General features: G+C 56.9%; 15 protein-coding genes and 1 pseudogene. 10 read left to right on the top strand and 6 right to left on the bottom strand.

The annotated features are described in order from the left end of the window. Positions 1 to 206: 206 nt before the first annotated feature. Positions 207 to 776, bottom strand: coding sequence for a DUF4269 domain-containing protein (locus PH552_RS26435; protein WP_210209444.1), 570 nt, complete (start codon positions 774 to 776; stop codon positions 207 to 209). Positions 777 to 1,397: 621 nt separating this feature from the next. Here PH552_RS26435 and PH552_RS26430 point away from each other — a divergent pair. From PH552_RS26430 to PH552_RS26415, 4 genes are all read left to right on the top strand, one after another. After that, complete coding sequence (locus PH552_RS26430; RefSeq protein ID WP_112345393.1) at positions 1,398 to 2,234, top strand: alpha/beta fold hydrolase; 837 nt, start codon at positions 1,398 to 1,400, stop codon at positions 2,232 to 2,234. A gap of 62 nt (positions 2,235 to 2,296) precedes the next feature. After that, positions 2,297 to 3,049, top strand: a complete 753-nt coding sequence (locus tag PH552_RS26425; RefSeq protein WP_183764342.1) for an SDR family oxidoreductase — start codon at positions 2,297 to 2,299, stop codon at positions 3,047 to 3,049. A gap of 25 nt (positions 3,050 to 3,074) precedes the next feature. Beyond that, positions 3,075 to 3,494: a cupin domain-containing protein gene (locus PH552_RS26420; protein WP_183764339.1), complete on the top strand. Its 420-nt coding sequence runs from the start codon at positions 3,075 to 3,077 to the stop codon at positions 3,492 to 3,494. A 373-nt stretch (positions 3,495 to 3,867) separates the two neighbouring features. Beyond that, a complete protein-coding gene (locus tag PH552_RS26415; protein ID WP_245430508.1) occupies positions 3,868 to 4,197 on the top strand; it encodes a hypothetical protein in 330 nt (109 codons plus the stop codon). Between the two features lie 46 nt (positions 4,198 to 4,243). Here PH552_RS26415 and PH552_RS26410 read toward each other — a convergent pair whose 3' ends face one another. Then, positions 4,244 to 4,630 carry a winged helix-turn-helix transcriptional regulator gene (locus PH552_RS26410; protein ID WP_112345395.1) on the bottom strand — a complete coding sequence of 129 codons (387 nt, stop codon included), beginning with the start codon at positions 4,628 to 4,630 and terminating at the stop codon, positions 4,244 to 4,246. Positions 4,631 to 4,712: 82 nt separating this feature from the next. Between PH552_RS26410 and PH552_RS26405 the strand changes: the two genes are divergently transcribed. After that, entirely contained in the window at positions 4,713 to 5,690 is a 978-nt protein-coding gene (locus tag PH552_RS26405) for an SDR family oxidoreductase (RefSeq protein ID WP_112345396.1), read from the top strand. 157 nt (positions 5,691 to 5,847) lie between these two features. Here PH552_RS26405 and PH552_RS26400 read toward each other — a convergent pair whose 3' ends face one another. Both PH552_RS26400 and PH552_RS26395 read right to left on the bottom strand, forming a co-directional pair. Next, positions 5,848 to 7,113, bottom strand: a complete 1,266-nt coding sequence (locus tag PH552_RS26400) for a sensor histidine kinase (protein WP_285166385.1) — start codon at positions 7,111 to 7,113, stop codon at positions 5,848 to 5,850. Beyond that, entirely contained in the window at positions 7,113 to 7,796 is a 684-nt protein-coding gene (locus PH552_RS26395; RefSeq protein WP_183764330.1) for a response regulator transcription factor, read from the bottom strand. Before PH552_RS26395 ends, PH552_RS26400 begins: the two co-directional genes overlap by 1 nt. Before the next feature lie 294 nt (positions 7,797 to 8,090). Between PH552_RS26395 and PH552_RS26390 the strand changes: the two genes are divergently transcribed. The 3 genes from PH552_RS26390 (at position 8,091) to PH552_RS26380 (ending at position 13,773) form a co-directional block, all read left to right on the top strand. After that, positions 8,091 to 9,554, top strand: coding sequence for an efflux transporter outer membrane subunit (locus PH552_RS26390; protein WP_112345399.1), 1,464 nt, complete (start codon positions 8,091 to 8,093; stop codon positions 9,552 to 9,554). Between the two features lie 95 nt (positions 9,555 to 9,649). Further along, positions 9,650 to 10,687: an efflux RND transporter periplasmic adaptor subunit gene (locus PH552_RS26385; protein ID WP_112345400.1), complete on the top strand. Its 1,038-nt coding sequence runs from the start codon at positions 9,650 to 9,652 to the stop codon at positions 10,685 to 10,687. Next, positions 10,684 to 13,773 (top strand): efflux RND transporter permease subunit, encoded by a 3,090-nt coding sequence (locus tag PH552_RS26380; RefSeq protein WP_285166384.1) that lies wholly within the window; start codon positions 10,684 to 10,686, stop codon positions 13,771 to 13,773. Before PH552_RS26385 ends, PH552_RS26380 begins: the two co-directional genes overlap by 4 nt. Before the next feature lie 46 nt (positions 13,774 to 13,819). On the opposite strand, the pseudogene PH552_RS26375 reads toward PH552_RS26380, so the two are convergent. Both PH552_RS26375 and PH552_RS26370 read right to left on the bottom strand, forming a co-directional pair. Next, positions 13,820 to 14,569 (bottom strand): annotated as a pseudogene (locus PH552_RS26375) (IS6 family transposase). Between the two features lie 109 nt (positions 14,570 to 14,678). Next, positions 14,679 to 14,957 carry an HU family DNA-binding protein gene (locus PH552_RS26370; RefSeq protein WP_112345407.1) on the bottom strand — a complete coding sequence of 93 codons (279 nt, stop codon included), beginning with the start codon at positions 14,955 to 14,957 and terminating at the stop codon, positions 14,679 to 14,681. Positions 14,958 to 15,511: 554 nt separating this feature from the next. On the opposite strand from PH552_RS26370, the gene PH552_RS26365 reads away from it, so the two are divergent. Together PH552_RS26365 and PH552_RS26360 are read left to right on the top strand one after the other, a co-directional pair. Further along, the gene (locus PH552_RS26365) at positions 15,512 to 16,444 is read left to right on the top strand and encodes a LysR family transcriptional regulator (RefSeq protein ID WP_112345402.1); all 933 of its coding nucleotides are present in this window, start codon (positions 15,512 to 15,514) and stop codon (positions 16,442 to 16,444) included. Between the two features lie 136 nt (positions 16,445 to 16,580). Beyond that, positions 16,581 to 17,294: an SDR family NAD(P)-dependent oxidoreductase gene (locus tag PH552_RS26360; protein ID WP_181592447.1), complete on the top strand. Its 714-nt coding sequence runs from the start codon at positions 16,581 to 16,583 to the stop codon at positions 17,292 to 17,294. Positions 17,295 to 17,419: the final 125 nt, after the last annotated feature.

The raw sequence follows: 17,419 nt of genomic DNA, 5'->3' as shown, positions 1-17,419 counted from the left end.
GTGGGATCTTAACACATTCTGGCCGGTACAGAAGTTTGGACAAACGCCTCCGCGAGCAGGGCGCCTATCACGCGCGGGGTTTTCAGTGCGGTGGATGGCAATCTGCACATCCGCGGAGACACGTTTGAGGTGACAACTTCGAGGCGGGCTGATTGTCTGTCTGCCTCCACATTGCTGGAGGTAGTCCGATTAACCGTCCTGAGGGTCTAGAATCCATGTTCCCTTAGCAAAGCAGCCAAGGCCTCGTCAGACCAACCTGCCATGTCGAACAGCGTTTCATATGGATTGCTCGCCTCGATGCCGAGTGAAGCCGCAAATGCGGGCTCGGTTTTCATGCCGTCGGCTCGAAGCTGCATCACGGCCGCGCGGAAGCGGCTTCCGCCGATCCTCAGCAGCCTGTGCTCCACCTGAAAATGCTTCCAGCCGTGCTGCTCAGGCACCGGGAGAGCTTGACCAAATAGTTCGAACGTCCAATCAGCGGCGGCAAACGAGGCGATGATCGGGTTTTCTCGACCGGTCCACTGTCGGACGGAAAATTCATCGCATGTGGAATATGCATCCCAAACGGCTCGGGTGAATACATGTGGATCTGGAGCGTAGCAGAGGACGTCTATATCGCTGGTGGGCAGATCAATGCCCAGAGGCGGCGTACCCGCGACGTGGGGATCGAATGGAGCCAAAATCTCCAGAAGCTTTATGCGGCTTAACGCGTCCGTAAAGCGAGGTCTCGTCATGCAGATCAAATTACTCGAGCGAAGGATTATTGCAACGCGCATCGCCGCCATATCCTCGATGCCACGAAGTCAATTGGGTATCGCCGATTAAGACAAGCACCGAGCCGTCGATCAGCGGAGGGCTTGGTTTGGAGATGTCACCGGTGAGACCACGGGCATGCGTTGCCGATGGTCTGGTTCTTCAGACTAGGTCATGAAATTCATCCTACTTGCTGCTTTGCGGCAAATACCTAAAGATGCAGATCAACGCATCGGGGGCGGGCATGTTCAACAATAGATCGATTTATAGAGTGGCACTTTGTCCTAGAACTGGCGCAACCTGATCAAATCATATTCGATAAAACTTCCAATTTTGCTGGTAGGATTTGTAGGCATATCAGAAAACGGCCGTTGGTGACTGCCGGATCCTGGGTACGCACTCGTTTGAGGCAACAGATCGTCCCACCCTCGAAGCGAGCCGAATGGACAACAGTCATTCAGTCACAAACGAAGACCGGGGGACGATTGATGACAGACACAAACTTATATCAACCGGCCGACCGCGGCCGTCGCGAGATGCTTGGCCTGGGGCTTGGTGCGGCGGCGCTCGCGTTGCTTCCAAGCTGGCCGGTCGTAGCGCAGTCAAACACAGCCCAAGGGCCAACCTTCGAAAGGGACCAAAGCATGGCCACCGTCACCACACGCGATGGCGTTGAGATCTTCTACAAGGACTGGGGTCCGAAGACCGCCCAGCCCATCATGTTCCACCATGGCTGGCCGTTGTCATCTGACGACTGGGACACGCAGATGCTGTTCTTCCTGCAACACGGCTATCGCGTCGTTGCTCATGATCGGCGAGGGCATGGGCGCTCGGCACAGGCGAGCGAAGGTCATGATATGGATCGTTATGCCGCCGACGCAGCAGCGGTTGTCGAGCATCTTGATCTTAAAAATGTCGTGCATATAGGCCATTCCACCGGTGGCGGTGAAGCGACGCATTACGTGGCCAAGCACGGGCAGCCGCAAGGCAGAGTTGCCAAGCTGATTATTATCGGTGCGGTTCCCCCAATCATGGTGAAAACGGCAACCAATCCCAGTGGCTTGCCGATCGAGGTGTTCGACGGACTGCGCAGGGCGCTGGCCGATAACCGTTCCAAATTCTATATAGATCTGCCGTCGGGTCCTTTCTACAGCTATAACCGGCCCGGCGCGCAGCCGATCCAGGCCGTCATCAACAATTGGTGGCGACAGGGCATGATGGGCGGCGCCAAGGCGCATTATGACGGGATCAAAGCCTTCTCCGAGACCGATTTCACGGAAGACCTGAAGATCATCACCGTACCGACGCTGGTTATGCACGGTGACGACGATCAGATCGTGCCGATCGCGGACTCCGCGCTTCTATCGGCAAAGCTGCTGAAGAACAGCACGCTGAAGGTCTACGAGAAGTTCCCCCACGGCATGTGCACGACCCATGCCGATGTGGTGAATCCCGATCTCCTGACCTTCGTGAAGGGCTGAGTCAGTGGAGGCCGGCGTCCCGGACGCCGGCTCTCCGCCCGCATTCCAATGGAGACATGTTCATGAAAATCGTCGTTATCGGCGGCAGCGGACTAATCGGGTCGCGCACCGTCACCCTGCTGCGAGATGCAGGTCACGAAGTGCTCGCCGCCTCGCCCAGCACCGGCGTCAACACGCTTACTGGCGAAGGGCTTTCGGAAGCCCTTGCCGGCGCCGAAGTGGTAGTCGATGTTGCCAACTCGCCCTCGTTCGAACCGAAAGCGGTGCTCGCCTTCTTCGAGACCTCAGGCCGGAATCTGCTCGCCGCCGAACGTGCGGCCGGTGTGCGCCATCATGTGGCTCTGTCGATCGTCGGCACGGACCGCATGCCTGACAACGCTTATTTCCAGGCCAAGGTGGCGCAGGAGAAGCTTGTCGAAAGCTCGGGCGTCCCCTTCAGCATCGTGCGCGCCACCCAGTTCATGGAATTCCTCGGCGCCATCGCCGATACCAGCGTCGTCGATGGAACCGTCCGTCTACCCGAGGGTCTGTTCCAGCCGATTGCCGCGGACGATGTGGCAGCTATCGTAGCAGAAACCGCTATCGGGACGCCGCGCGGCGAGTATTTCGACATCGCAGGTCCTGACCGTGCGCCCTTCGACCGGATCGTCGCGCGCTATCTCGAGGCGATCGGCGACGGCCGGCGCGTTGTGAGCGACCCGCAAGCGCGATATTTCGGCGGCACGGTCGTGCAGACATCATTGGTGCCGCTTGGCGAAGCGAGAATCGGTCGCATCTCACTCGACGGCTGGCTGCGCGGCCACCGATCCACCTGATGTTTCCAATCTTCAAGGATATCCCATGAAATACTATCTTCTCCCGTTGCTCCTGGCTTCCGCTCACGCCGCCCCGGCATTTGCCGACAACGTGCCGGGGGCCGAGAACGCGAAGGTCACGCTCGTCTATGAGCATGCGCTTCCAGATGTTCCCGGTAAGAGCATTCGGGGCGTCCTGGTTGAATATGGTCCCGGCGGCTACTCTCCGGCACACACGCATGCGAAGTCGGCGATCATCTATGCGACGGTCCTGGAAGGTGCCGTGAAGAGCCAGATCAACGGAGGCCCAGTTCGGACCTTCAAGGCTGGCGAAAGCTTCACGGAATTGCCGGGAGACCATCACGGCGTCAGTGCAAATGCCAGTGACAAGGAGCCGTCGAAACTGCTGGCGGTGTTCGTCGTCAATACTGACGAGAAGGTGCTGACGATCCCGGATCAGAAGTAATCTGCAGCCGCCGCCCGTCACCCAGGGGCGGCCCATTCAGCAAGCACCGGAGTTGATCATGACCGAATCTGCCAGTCGAATGCTTGCCGGGGTACCGTTCCCGACACACCGCTCGTAAACAAGGCGATCGACTACGCGCGTAAAAACTGCGAGCCCTATCTGCTCAACCACGTGGTCCGTTTTCCTGGTTATTCGCGGTCCGGCTTGGCCAGATCGATAGCATCGAACACGATGCAGAAGTCGTTGCCGTCGGGACACTGCTGCACGACATTACGTTGAACGAAAGGTTCGCCGGACCCCGCCGTTTCGAGGTAGAAGGGGCGGATCTTGCGCGAACATTTGCGACAGCGGTGTCGATGGTCGTCGCGCGCAATTGATCTGGGATAGCGTCGCTCTCAACTCGACGCCTTCGATCGGTCTGTACAAAGAGCCGGAGGTTGCGCTCTGCACTGCGGGGATCGGCCTCGATGTCATCGGTTGGCGCTACAGCGCTCTTTCCTCTGCCGACATGGCCAGGATCGTTTCGGAGTTCCCCAGGCTCGAAATGAAGCAAAAGATGACGAAGTGCTTTTGCTGTATCGTCGAGCGGAATGCGGAGACGACATATGACAACTTCGCACGCGATTTCGGCGAACGTTTCGTTCAGGGCTACAAGGCTCCCTCGGTAGTGGATCTCGTCCTGAACGCCCCCTTCGACGAATAAAGGTCAGCTGCGACTCTCCAACCACCAGCGTTTTGCCGGGGGTCGGTCAGGGGGCCGTCAATTGATGCTCATATTTGAGCATCCAGTCACGCATCTCGCGAAGCATCGGCATCAGGTCGATCCCGGCCTGCGAGAGCTCGTACTCGACGCGAGGCGGAATCTCCGCGAAGGCATTGCGGATCACGATGCCGTTGTTGGCGAGGTCGCGCAGCTGCTCGGTCAGCATATGCTGAGTCACCCCCGGTAGCCGTCGGCGCAATTCGCCGAACCGGAGCGGCCCTTCGACCAGGATGCAGACGATTTCGATCTTCCACTTGCCGGTAATCGCACGAATGGCGCGCTGGAAGCGCAGGATATCGATCGCCTCCGGGCCAGTGCATCCCGCGCATTCGTCTTCGTCGTAGACACGCGGCTCAATGGTCTGATTTTTCATACTGGGTCCGAAAATCCATCCTACTTGATAATCTCATATAACAGCTCGATGTTGCAGTAAAGCAAACAATCAGAGTGACATTATGAGCAAGATATTGGTTACGGGTGGTTCGGGTTTTGTCGGCAGCCACGTCGTCGCAAAGCTTCTGAAGGAAGGCCATGAGGTTCGTACGACAATACGCAGCGCCGGGCGTGAAGCCGAAGTTCGAGAAATGGTGCGCAATGCTGGCCTGCAGGTCGGCAAGGAGCTTTCCTTCAGCTTGGCGGATCTGACCAATGACCATGGCTGGCCGGCTGCCGTTGCTGGTTGCGACTATGTGCTCCACGTGGCTTCGCCATTTCCACAGCAAGCGCCCGAGAACGAGGAAGAATTGATCGTTCCGGCGCGTGACGGTACGTTGCGCGTTTTGCGCGCCGCCAGAGACGCAGGCGTGAAGCGTGTCGTATTGACGTCTTCCTTTGCAGCCATCGGCTACGGCCACACCAACTACGACAGGATCTTTGACGAGGAGGACTGGACGGACCCGAACGGACCAGATGTGCAGCCCTATATCAAATCCAAGGTCCTTGCCGAGCGGGCCGCCTGGGACTTCATCGCCAGGGAAGGCAGCTCTCTGGAAATGTCGGTGGTCAACCCAGTGGGCATTTTCGGGCCGGTTCTGGGGCCGGATATCTCTGCATCGATCGCCTTCATCAAACAGCTGCTCGAAGGCGCTCCGCCCCTGCCTGGCTTGAGCTTCGGCATGGTAGATGTCCGTGATCTGGCGGACCTCCACATCCTTGCGATGACGGCTGATGCGGCAAAGGGCCAGCGCTTTATCGGGGTAAGCGGCGATGTTGTCACGCTGTTCGATGTCGCGAAGATTATCAAGGAAAAGCTGGGCGAACTCGCTTCGATAGTGCAAACACCGGAGATGGAAAAGGTAGCAAGCGCGCCCGTTCGCCGGAGCACCAGCGAGAAGGCTATGCGAGTGCTGGGATGGCGTCCTCGACCCAAGGAGGAAACCATCATCGATACGGCCCAGAGTCTATTTCGTTATGGCGTCGTAAGCTCGGTTTAATGGCCACCACATGTCTTGTTGTCGATTGGGCGAATGCGAATTGCGGTATTTGTTATGATCTCTTCAGCTACTGCGGAAGAATGACGGGGTCAGAGGTTTTGCTCCCATCAAGAGCAAAGAGATAGACGGTAGTGTAGTGCACGCTCCAATGGGTGGCTCAAACAGGTAGGATCATTCGTATAAGCAGCCCTCCCTCCGCAGGAAGTTCGGCACGCACCTGGCCCCCATGGCGTGCAAAGGCATGTTTTGTTATAGCCAATCCTAAACCAAAACCGCCGGCACCCGCCAACAGATCGTTTCCGCGTCGGAATGGCTGAAAGATTGCGTCGAGAATCTCCTGGGGAATACCAGGGCCTTGATCGCTTACGGTGATTATGAAGACTTGGTCTTCTCTCTTGGTGCGGATGAGCACCTGGGTATCTGATGGAGAATATTTGACGGCGTTTCGCACGACGTTTTCTATCGCTCTATAGATGAGCTCGCCATTGACGGATGTCACGCAGGACTCGGCTCCCTCATAGAATAGGGATATCTTGCGCGGAGCGCTTTCAAACGCGCAATCATCGGCGATCTCGCGAATGAGGTCGACCACATCCAGGATCTGCCGCTCAAGTGGCTGGCTCTCCGTTGCTGTCAGCCTGGCGAGGGTCAGGATCTCGCCAACGAGATCATCCATTCTTGCGATTTCCCGTTCGAGACGTTCGGTCATCGCATGCAGCCGATTGGGATTTTTGCTTAGAAGGCCGATTGCGGCCTGCAGTCGAGAAAGAGGGGAGCGGAGTTCATGTGAGACGTCGTGAAAGAGGCGCTGCTGGACATCCTGAAACTCTTGCAGTCGCGCGGCGGTGATATCAAAATCATGAGCAAGCGCCGCAATCTCGTCCCTCTTTCGATCGATTTTGTTGCCGATCCTTTTGTCGAACTGGCCCTGCGCCAGCGCACGCAATCCGCTCCTCAACTGCTCCACCGGCCGTGTTAGGTATTGGGCCAGCCAATAGGCTGCGAATGCGGCAGCAAACATCGCCGAAGTCCAGGGAATGAGCTTCGGCAAATTGCGTGACAGAAAGCCGATTTCCGGTACCTCAGCGTTCATTTGATAGCAATGGTCTGCATTGACCACCCGTCTTTCAAATCTGTCCGTTGCCTTGATGGCGCATTCCACGGGCGCGCCGATGGCCTTCAGTTTCAGGTGAACAGGTGGGGATGTCTGTGCAACAACGGACAGGAATTGTTCTGCCACATCAATCCCGCCCGTCGCCAGCAGCCTTGCCCCCGTATCGAGCGCGAATGATGTCCGTTCTTCGCGCAGTTCCTCGGTGGGCGGCAACAATCTGAAGACATAGCTGATCGCAAACAGCACCACGATCGATATTGCCGTCGTGAACCATACGATCGCGAAAATTCTCCAAAACAACTTTCGCATCAGAGCCCCTGCACTAGCTGATATCCCTGGCCACGTATGGAGTGAATCCACGACGTGCCGTCATCTCGGCTGCCGAGCTTTTGGCGGACGCTGCTGATGTGAACGTCGATGCGACGATCAAATGGTGTGAGGGGGCGGCCGAATGCGCGCCGAGAGATTTCTTGTTTTGGTACCAACTGCCCGGCGTTGCGTGCCAATACTTCGAGTATATTGAACTCGGCACCCGTTAGTTCCAGCGGCTTGCCTTGCCATTGGGCGGTTCGACTAGTCGGATATAAGGCTAGGTCGCCGACCTGAAGAATATTCTCGTCACCGAGCCTGCTTCCTGCTCGCCTGAGAATGGCGCGAATGCGAGCAACCAATTCACCGGGAGAACATGGCTTTGCCACATAGTCATCCGCGCCAAGGTTGAGCCCAGAAATCCGGTCGATGTCGTCTCCCTTTGCTGTCAACATCAAAACGGGCACGTTGCCTAGCCGACGGATGCGTTGCAGAGCGTCTATACCGTTCATTCGCGGCATCATCACGTCGAGAACAATGATATCCACCGATTGGTCGGCGGCACCAGCTATGCCAACACGGGCATCTTCCGACGTCTCAACCTGAAAACCCTCCTCCACAAGATATTCGCTGAGAAGGGTCGTTAGCTCGGTGTCGTCATCGATCAAAAGTACTTTCGCCATCTCGGGTTCCGTGTGCACTGTGTTGGCACGAATACACCCAACAACGTCGATCGGAAGAAGTTTTACACAACTTTACACTTCCTTAACGTCTCTTAACATCACAGCCGCTATCAGAGGTCCGTCGGCAATTTGCCCTGGAGCCTCGTCTTGACTGAAACAACTGAATCCCATTCGCGGTCTCCTTATACCATGCCTATATGGGAAGCGGCATCAGATCGCGACGGCGAGTCTCGCAGAAGCACGCTTGCGGCTACAACATGCGACAGGTGCCGAAGCTCAACCATAAGAAGGAAGATGCACCAGTTTAGCGCTCCACTTCTTTTGGCTGGCGCGCTCAGCAGTTGTGTCGTCGGCCCGGACTACCAGAAGCCAAGCCTCTCCATGCCAGCGAGCTGGCACGCTAAGGCGCGAGACAATTCCGACAAGCCGCCGGCGCTTGCGGAATGGTGGAAGCAAATGAAAGATCCCATCCTGGATGATTTCATAGCTCAAGCCGTCGCCGCCAATCTCGACGTCGCCACGGCAAAGGCGAAGATACGGGAGGCTCGTGCGACCTATCGCGAACAGATTGGCGCACTGCTTCCGACGATCGAAGGCACGGCTTCCGCGACACGCAACCGCACGGCCGCATCCGGTAGCACGCCCGCCACCATCTACAACGACTATGAACCAGGTTTCGATGCCAGCTGGGAGCTTGACCTGTTTGGCGGCAACAAGCGTACGGCGGAGGCTGCAAAATACGGCGTCGATGCTGCGGAAGAGGACCTGCGCGATACACTGGTCACCCTGATTGGGGATGTCGCTACCTACTACGTTCAGGCGCGCGAATATCAGCAGCTAGGGGAACTCGCTAAAGATTCGGCAAAATCGCAGAGCCAAACGGCTGCGCTGACGCGTACGCAATATGGGGCCGGGAGTACCTCCTTGGTCGATGTGACCAAGGCCGAAGCGCAAGCGGCTTCCACCCGCGCCGATATTCCCTCCTACGAAATTTCCTATGCCAAGTCAGTCAATCGGCTGGGAGTCTTGCTTGGCAAGTCGCCATTGCTGCTTGAGACCGCCCTTGGCAAAAGGCAAAGGCTCCCACTTCCGCCGGCGAAAATATCCGTGGGAATACCCGCCGACATTTTGAATATCCGCCCCGACGTGCGCAAGGCAGAACGCGAATTGGCGCAGGCTACGGCAAAGATCGGCGAGGCGGAAGCCAATCGTTATCCGTCGGTGAAGCTTACCGGCTCCATCGATTCTTCCGCCGCGAGCATCTCCGATTTCGGTAAGAAATCCACCATCGGATGGTCGTTCGGACCTTCACTTACGATCCCAATCTTTCAAGGCGGCCAGTTGAAGGCGGCTGTTGACGTCGCCAAGGCGCAGCGGGATCAATATCTCTTCTCCTATCAGTCCGCCGTACTTTCCGCCATGGAAGATGTTCAGAACGCCATCGTTTCCTTTAATCGATCAAGGGCGCGTTCGGCGGATTTGGCAAAGTCCGTCGAGGGCTATCGCGCGGCCGCCAAGCTTTCCAAACAGCTGCAAATCGCCGGCGAAGGTGATTTGTTCGACGTGTTGGATGCCGACCGGTCCTTGTATTCCGCCCAAACAAATCTCATCGAGGCCAAGGCCGATATCGCTACCTATTATGTCTCGCTCAACAAAGCGCTCGGAGGCGGGTGGACTGGTCCGATCGATATCTCCCGTCCGGCCGTCAGCGATTTGCACGAAGCTCCGCACTTTCAGGTAAAGCAATCCACCCCATGACTATTTTTTTTAAGACCTATCAGAGACATGCATATCTCCGCGACCGCCTAAAGCGTCTCGCGTGCGGAGCTTCATTTGCAATCATATCGACATGCATGGCTGGAGCACCTCATGTCGCCGCGGAAGAACAGGGGCAGAGCCAAGGAGCCGCGGCACTGACCGTCGCCGCCGTCAAGCCTTCGACCCGGGATTGGCCTGAGACTGTCCCAGCGAGCGGATGGTTGAAGCCTTGGCACGAAGCCGTAATTGAATCCGAAACGAGTGGTTTGCGGATCACAGAAGTCCTTGTCGATGTCGGGTCCGTCGTCAAAAAGGGCGACCTTCTCGTCCGGCTGAACCAGGACACCGTGCTGGCCGATCTGCGCAAGGAGGAGGCAGCCGTTGCGACAAAGGAGGCGGATCTGGCAAAGGCGAAAGTCGACGCGGATCGCGCACGACAAATCGGAGGCTCGGGTGCATTGTCCGACCAAAAGAAAGTCGAATACCTGACTACGGAGCAGACAGCCAAGGCGGATCTCGAATCCGAACAGGCTGCGCTCGAGAGCGAGCGAATAAAACTTGCGCAGACCTCCATTCTCGCTGTCGACGATGGCATCATCACCTCGCGATCGGCCTCGCTAGGTGCGGTCGTCTCGACCGGCACGGAACTCTTTCGCCTTATTCGTCAGCAACGTATCGAATGGCAGGCTGAAGTGTCGGCTCAATATCTCCTGCAAGTGATGCAGGGCCAGAGCGTGGAAATCAAGGGATCGAACGGACAGACGTTTCAGGGTATGGTCAGACTTGTCGCGCCGACCGTCAGCAGCGATACAGGGCGTTCGATCGTCTATGTGGAATTGCCGAAAGAGCCTCAGCCCCGCGTCGGTCTCTATGTTTCCGGGAACATAGAGATCGGTATGAAAAGAGCGTTGACCGTGCCGGAAGCCACTTTGGTTTTCAGAGACGGTATCAATTATGTCTTTACAGTCGACCAAGCGCACCGGGTACACCGGACCCGCGTCGATGTCGGTCGCCGCGAAGAGAACCATGTCGAGATCACCGCCGGTCTCTCGGGCGATGAGACGCTTGTGCGATCTGGCGGGGCCTTCCTCTCGGAAGGTGCGCTCGTCAATGTCGAAGGGACGGCAGAATGAACATTTCCGCCTGGTCAATTCGCAACCCCGTGCCCGCCGTATTGCTGTTCGTGTTGTTGACGGTTTGCGGCTTGCTCGCCTTTTCGAAGCTCCATGTCCAGAATTTTCCGGACATGGATCTGCCGACCGTCAAAATCTCGGCGTCGCTTGAAGGTGCTGCGCCAACCCAGCTCGAGACTGAAGTCGCGCGTAAAATCGAGGACAAGCTCGCCTCCCTCAGCCTTCTCGATCACATCACGACGACGATTACCGACGGATCTGTATCGATCAGCGTCTCCTTCAAGCTCGAGAAGAACAGCGAAGAAGCGTTGAACGAGGTGCGGAATGCCGTCGATAGCGCCAAGAGCGATCTTCCGTCTGAAATGGACTCGCCAACCGTCTCCAAGATGACGGTGCAATCTTCCGTTCTCCTCACCTATGCGGTTCGCTCCAAGCAATTGAATGAGACAGAGCTTTCCTGGTTTGTCGACAACGACATGACGAAGGCATTGCTCTCCGTCGGCGGCGTGGGAGAAGTTGACCGGCTAGGCGGCGTGGACCGCGAGGTTCACATCGACCTCAATCCCAATCTCATGAGATCCCTCGGCATTACCGCCTCGGATATTTCGTCGCGCGTGAAATCCGTTCAATCGGACAAGTCCGGCGGTCGTGGCGATATCGGTTCCGCGCGTCAAACCGTGCGGACCCTCGGCGCGGTTCCTTCGGTCGAAGATCTATCGAAATTGGCGATTCCGTTATCAAATGGCCAAAGCGTACGCCTGGACGAAATAGGCAAGGTCACCGACAGCTTCGAAGACCGATCCTCCCTTGCCTATCTCGATGGGGATCGTGTGGTCGCTGTCGAGATCAAGCGTTCAAACGGCTTTTCCGATACGGCTGTTGCCGATGACATCCAGGCAAAGATGAAGGAGTTTGCGTCGAAGCAGCCGGAAGTTGAGATTGTCCAGGCCTATACAACGGTAAATCCCGTCATCGAGAACTACGACGGCTCGATGCATATGCTTTATGAAGGCGCCATTCTTGCGGTTATCGTCGTCTGGATATTTTTGCGTGACTTTCGTGCGACGTGCCTTTCGGCAATTGCTCTCCCGCTCTCCATCATACCGACATTCCTGGTCATGCATCTGGCCGATTATAGCCTCAATACGGTAACGCTTCTCGCACTGTCACTCGTTGTTGGCATTCTTGTGGATGACGCGATTGTCGAGGTGGAAAACATCGCCCGTCATCTTCAGATGGGCAAGTCGCCCATGAATGCGGCCCTTGAAGCGGCCGACGAAATCGGACTGGCAGTCATCGCAACGACCTTTACCCTGGTCGCCGTATTCCTACCGACGGCGTTCATGGGCGGAATTCCGGGTCTGATCTTTCGGCAATTCGGGGTGACCGCTTCCGTGGCGGTATTGGCGTCGTTGCTCGTCGCCCGTTTCCTGACGCCGATGATGGCGGCTTATTTGATGAAACCCCACCACGTTGCGAAAGGTGACGGCCCGATCATGCGGGGTTACATCGCGACGGTGAAAATCTGCCTCAATCATCGCGGATTGACGCTGCTCGTTACCGGGATACTGCTGATCCTGTCCCTGTCGACCATTCCGTTCATGCGAACAGGCTTCTTTCCCGCTTCCGACGACGCGCAGACGCAAGTCAGTCTGACGCTTCAGCCTGGCAGCACGCTGGATGAAACTGATGCCGTATCTAAACGGGCGAGCGAGATTATTTCGAAACTGCCCAATATCACGCGGGTCTTCAGCGCCGTGGGGAGCTCTACAAGCGGCAGCGGACTGGATTCGACAACGACAACGGATGTGACAAAGGCTACTCTGGTCGTGAACCTCAAGGACATTGGCCAGCGGGAGCGGAAGCAATCCGCAATAGAAGATGATATTCGGCACGCGCTTTCCGTGCTGCCTGGCGTGCGCGTGGAAGTTGGCACCGGAGGCAATGGCACGAAGTTAGAGCTGACGCTCGCAAGTGACGATTCCAATGCCCTGGAACAGGCGGCAAGTGCGCTTGAAGAACAGCTTCGAGGGCTGAAGGGTATTGGAGCCGTGACATCGAGCGCCTCCCTTCAAGCGCCTGAAATCCAGATAAGGCCCGATTTCGCCAAGGCTGCCGTACTGGGTGTGACATCTGAAGCGATCGCGGAGGCGGTGCGCGTTTCGACCAATGGCGACTACTCGAACGACTTGGCCAAGCTCAATCTGCCGCAGCGACAGATTGCCATCCGAGTCCGCTTCGATCCGCAATTTCGCAGGAATGTCGACGCCATATCGCAGATCCAGGTTGCCGGCACAAACGGCAAGGTGGCTTTGGGAAGCATCGCGGCGATCGCGATCGGAGGCAGCCCATCCGAAATCGACCGGATCGATCGCGCTCGAAACATTACACTATCCATAGAACTTAATGGACGCATTCTCGGTGATGTGAACAAGGAAGCGCAGGCTCTCCCCGCACTTCAGCATTTGCCGCAAGGCGTTTACCAGGTGGAGCAGGGGGAACTTCAGCGCAGTTCGGAGCTGTTCGAAAGCTTTGGCACCGCCATGGGAATCGGCGTCTTCTGCATCTATGCCGTCCTCGTGCTCCTCTTCCATGATTTCTTCCAGCCTGTCACGATCCTGATGGCGCTTCCGCTTGCACTCGGGGGAGCATTGGCTCCCTTAGCCATCACGGGTACGAGCTTTTCGATGCCTGCGATTATCGGGCTGATATTGCTGATGGGGGTGGTGTCCAAAAACTCCATTCTCCTTGTCGAATATGCGATCATATCCCGACGACAGGGCATGGCGCGCTTCGATGCGCTGGTCGATGCCTGCCATAAGCGTGCCCGGCCAATCGTCATGACAACAATCGCGATGGGTGCTGGCATGTTGCCGGTCGCTTTGAGCCTGACCGGCGGAGATTCCAGTTTTCGACAACCAATGGCAATCGTCGTAATTGGCGGTTTGCTCACCTCGACGTTCTTGAGCTTGCTTGTCATACCGACCATCTTCACTTTCATAGATGACTTCGTTTGTGTCATGATGTGGGCCTCCACTTCTAATCGCACCCAACCCGCAGAACTGCCTCATCTGTCGGACGGGTGATGTCACGTTGTTTGGCTGAAGCCAGGCGAAGGGCTTACGGTTGAAATCAAGCTGCCGCGCCGGTCGCAGTCTTCCACTGCGCCATTGCACGGATACGATGGAGGTGATTTGCAAGCGCGGAGTGCTTCTGGTGCGGCGGGATGAAGTGGTTTCTGATTGCTGAGAAGACCGAGATGAAATGTTGCAATCCGCCGGCGGATCGAAAGCCTTGCATCACCCGTTCTCGTTTTCGCAGAGGCAGATGTGAATTTTCCGCGCGGTTGTTCAGCCTTTTGTGCGATCGATGTTCAACGGCAGGCATCACGCACCGCTTTGCCGCTCCATATGAGCGCGTTTGTCGATGATGATCCGCTTCGGCGCGAGGCCTTGCTTCTTCAGCAGCCTGACCAGTAATCGCTTGGCAGCCTTTGTATCGCGGCGCGCCTGAACGATTTCGTCGAGAACGTATCCGTCCTGGTCGACCGCTCGCCAAAGCCAGTGCTTCCGTCCGCCGATGGCGATCACCACCTCGTCCAGATGCCAGATATCCTTTCGCGACGGACGTTTTCTGCGTAGCTGCTTTATGTAGGCTGCACCAAATTTGCGGCCCCAGCGCCGGATCGTTTCATAGGACACGACGATCCCGCGCTCCAACAGCATTTCCTCGACCAGCCGCAGGCTTAGAGGAAACTGGAAATAAAGCCACACCGCATGGGCGATGATCTGCGGTGGAAAACGGTGGTTCTTGTAGCTTATGGCCGATGCGTTCATCGCGCCCGATTAGCCAGCGACAGTTAAGCCACCAACAACGTGACATCACCCGCCAGCCTTCTCGCCGATCCGAGCGAAAGATCGTAAACCAAACCGCCATCAAAACCTTCGCTGGCAGGCCGAACACAAGTAGGCTTTCTAGCAGGTTATCCCCGTCACTTGTTCAGCGCATCTTTCAGAGCTTTGGCGGGCTGAAAGGTTAGCTTTCTTGCCGCGGCCACTTTGATGGTTGCTCCGGTTCCTGGGTTCCGGGCCTCGCGTTCCGGCGTATCCTTGATCTTAAACTTGCCAAATCCCGGGATGGACGTCTCGGCGCCGGCTACCGCGGCCGCGGTGATGGATGCGAATACAGCCTCGACGATCGACTTGCTCTGCGCCGTGGTGAGGCTGTGCTCTGATGCGATTTTGTCTGCAATTTCGTTGGTGGTGGTCATGATGGTCCCCTTGTTGAACACGGGGGATAGCTTCCACTCCAATCGCTTTCTGTCACCTGGCTGAAGCGTCGGAAAGGCCGCAAATCCCCCTATTTCCACGCCCCGAAGCGGATAGCCAGACTTTGGAATTGCCGTGATCGGACGACGTTCGAGTTGATGAGAAGCTTTCGATCGAGCCGGCGAGCGATACCCACGGATATCGCGAATAGAGGGCTAAGAGCTTCGCTCGAACTGCGTGATCGTCTACTGACACTTACGGAGATGGCGAAAGCTATGCCTCGTTGGCGTGAGGCAGAGCTGAGAGGTTTTGCGAACCTGATGCGACATTTCGATTGAGGCGCCAGCCTCGCACGGTATGCCTCTTCTCGTCACATCACTTTTCTTCGCGGTTATGTCGCTCTCCTTTAACGCTAACCGGAAATGACATCACCGTGGCGTTCAACAGAAACGCCTTCCATTGCAGCGCCGTGTGGGCAATACCATTCGTACAATGGTGCTCAACCCCACGATCATGCCCAGGCCGGGGATGGCAACTGAAGAACACGGAGTAAGGAATGGATCGTATCGATGCAATGAAGGTTTTCGTTGCAGCCGTAGATGAAGGCAGCCTCGCCGGAGCAGCCCGCAAGCTGAAGCGCTCACCGACAGCGATCAGCCGTGCACTCGGCATGCTCGAGAAGCATGTCGGAACCGAGTTGCTTCATCGAACTACCCGGAGCCTGCATTTGAGCGAAGCGGGCCAGCGGTATGTGGTCGTTTGCAGACGAATTCTTTCTGATCTCGAAGAAGCCGATCTTGTCGCAGTCGGCGAAGAAGCTTCCCCACGCGGGATGCTGACAATTTCCGCCCCGCCAATATTGGGGGAAGAGGTTTTGCGCCCAATCATCGATGACTTCCTCCGGCTGCACGAGCCGGTGTCCGTCAGGCTTCTGATGCTAGATCGATTTGTAAACCTTGTGGACGAGGGTGTCGATATCGCGTTGCGCATCGGCAATTTGCCGGACTCGTCGAACATATCGACAAGGATTGGTGGCGACGTGCGACGAGTGGTCGTTGGCTCGCCAGACTACTTGGCCGGGCGTCCTGCTATCGAAGATCCTTCCGATCTCGCGGCACATAGCATCATCGCGTTCAGCAATTTCGGTTTGGAATCGTGGAACTTTTCGCCATCGAGAGGATCTTCGATTCCGCGGTCAGTTCACTTCACGCCGAGATACGTCGTCAACAGCGTGAGAGCGGCCGCTGCATCGGCTGTGGGTGGCCTCGGCCTGACAAGGCTCTATTCCTACCACGTCTCTCATCTTGTCAAAGACGGAAGCCTCAAGATCGTGTTGCCGGACGATGAACTTCCCGCACTTCCCGTCCATCTGTTATCGCCTCCTGGCCGGATGACAGTCCCTAAAGTTCGTGCTTTCGTCGACTTTGCAGCACCGCGCCTGAGAAGCGACCTTAGACGCATAGCATCGGAAGCTGAAGGAATGTCGTGATTATGCCGTATAGCGGCACAGTGTCACCCTGATGGTGGCAATTCTCCCGGTCTGCGGGAGCATCTAAATCATACCCATCGACGCCGAGGGCGTTGCACGACCGAAAGAAACGGCCGTGGATATGAGAAGGATGCACATCATGAGCACTCAGAAAGTTGCAATCATCACCGGCGCGTCACAGGGCATCGGCGAGGGTTTGGTGCGGGGCTACCGCGAAAAAGGTTATAACGTCGTTGCGACGTCCCGGTCGGCAAAAGCTGGCTCTGACTCCGGAGTCTATGCCATCGCTGGTGATATCGCTAAGCCCGAAACCGCAGATCGTGTGGTGCGCGAAGCGCTGGAACGTTTTGGTCGGATCGATACGCTCGTCAATAACGCCGGCGTGTTCACGGCAAAGCCATTCGTCGACTTCACTCAAGAGGACTACGATCTCAACTTCGGGGTCAACATTGCCGGGTTCTTTCATATCACGCAGCGCGCCGCACGTCAGATGCTGAAGCAGGGTGCAGGGCACATTGTGTCGATCACCACCAGCCTGGTCGATCAGCCGATACAGGGTGTGCCTGCTGCGTTGGCGTCGCTCACGAAGGGTGGTCTCAACTCCGTGACCAAAGGCCTCGCCCTCGAGTATGCGAAGTCGGGTGTTCGCGTGAACGCGGTCTCTCCGGGCATCATCAAGACGCCGATGCATGCGCCCGAGACGCACGAGTTCCTCTCCGGTCTTCATCCCGTGGCTCACATGGGCGAAGTCAGCGATATCGTTAACGCCGTCCTGTTCCTCGAAGACGCCGGGTTCGTAACCGGTGAAATCCTCCACGTCGACGGCGGTCAGAACGCCGGTCGCTGGTGAACGAGCTTTGGGAGTGGATCCGGCAACCAATCGCCGGGTCCACCTGCGAAAGGCGGACGATCAATGGTCGTAACCAGTTTTCCGACACTCTTCGTTAGAAAGGATGCAGGGCTAGCCCGTGTCGG

This window comes from Rhizobium aureum (assembly GCF_030182495.1).
Taxonomy (GTDB): Bacteria; Pseudomonadota; Alphaproteobacteria; order Rhizobiales; family Rhizobiaceae; genus Rhizobium; species Rhizobium tropici_C.
This window is presented reverse-complemented; position numbering and strand designations above follow the sequence as displayed.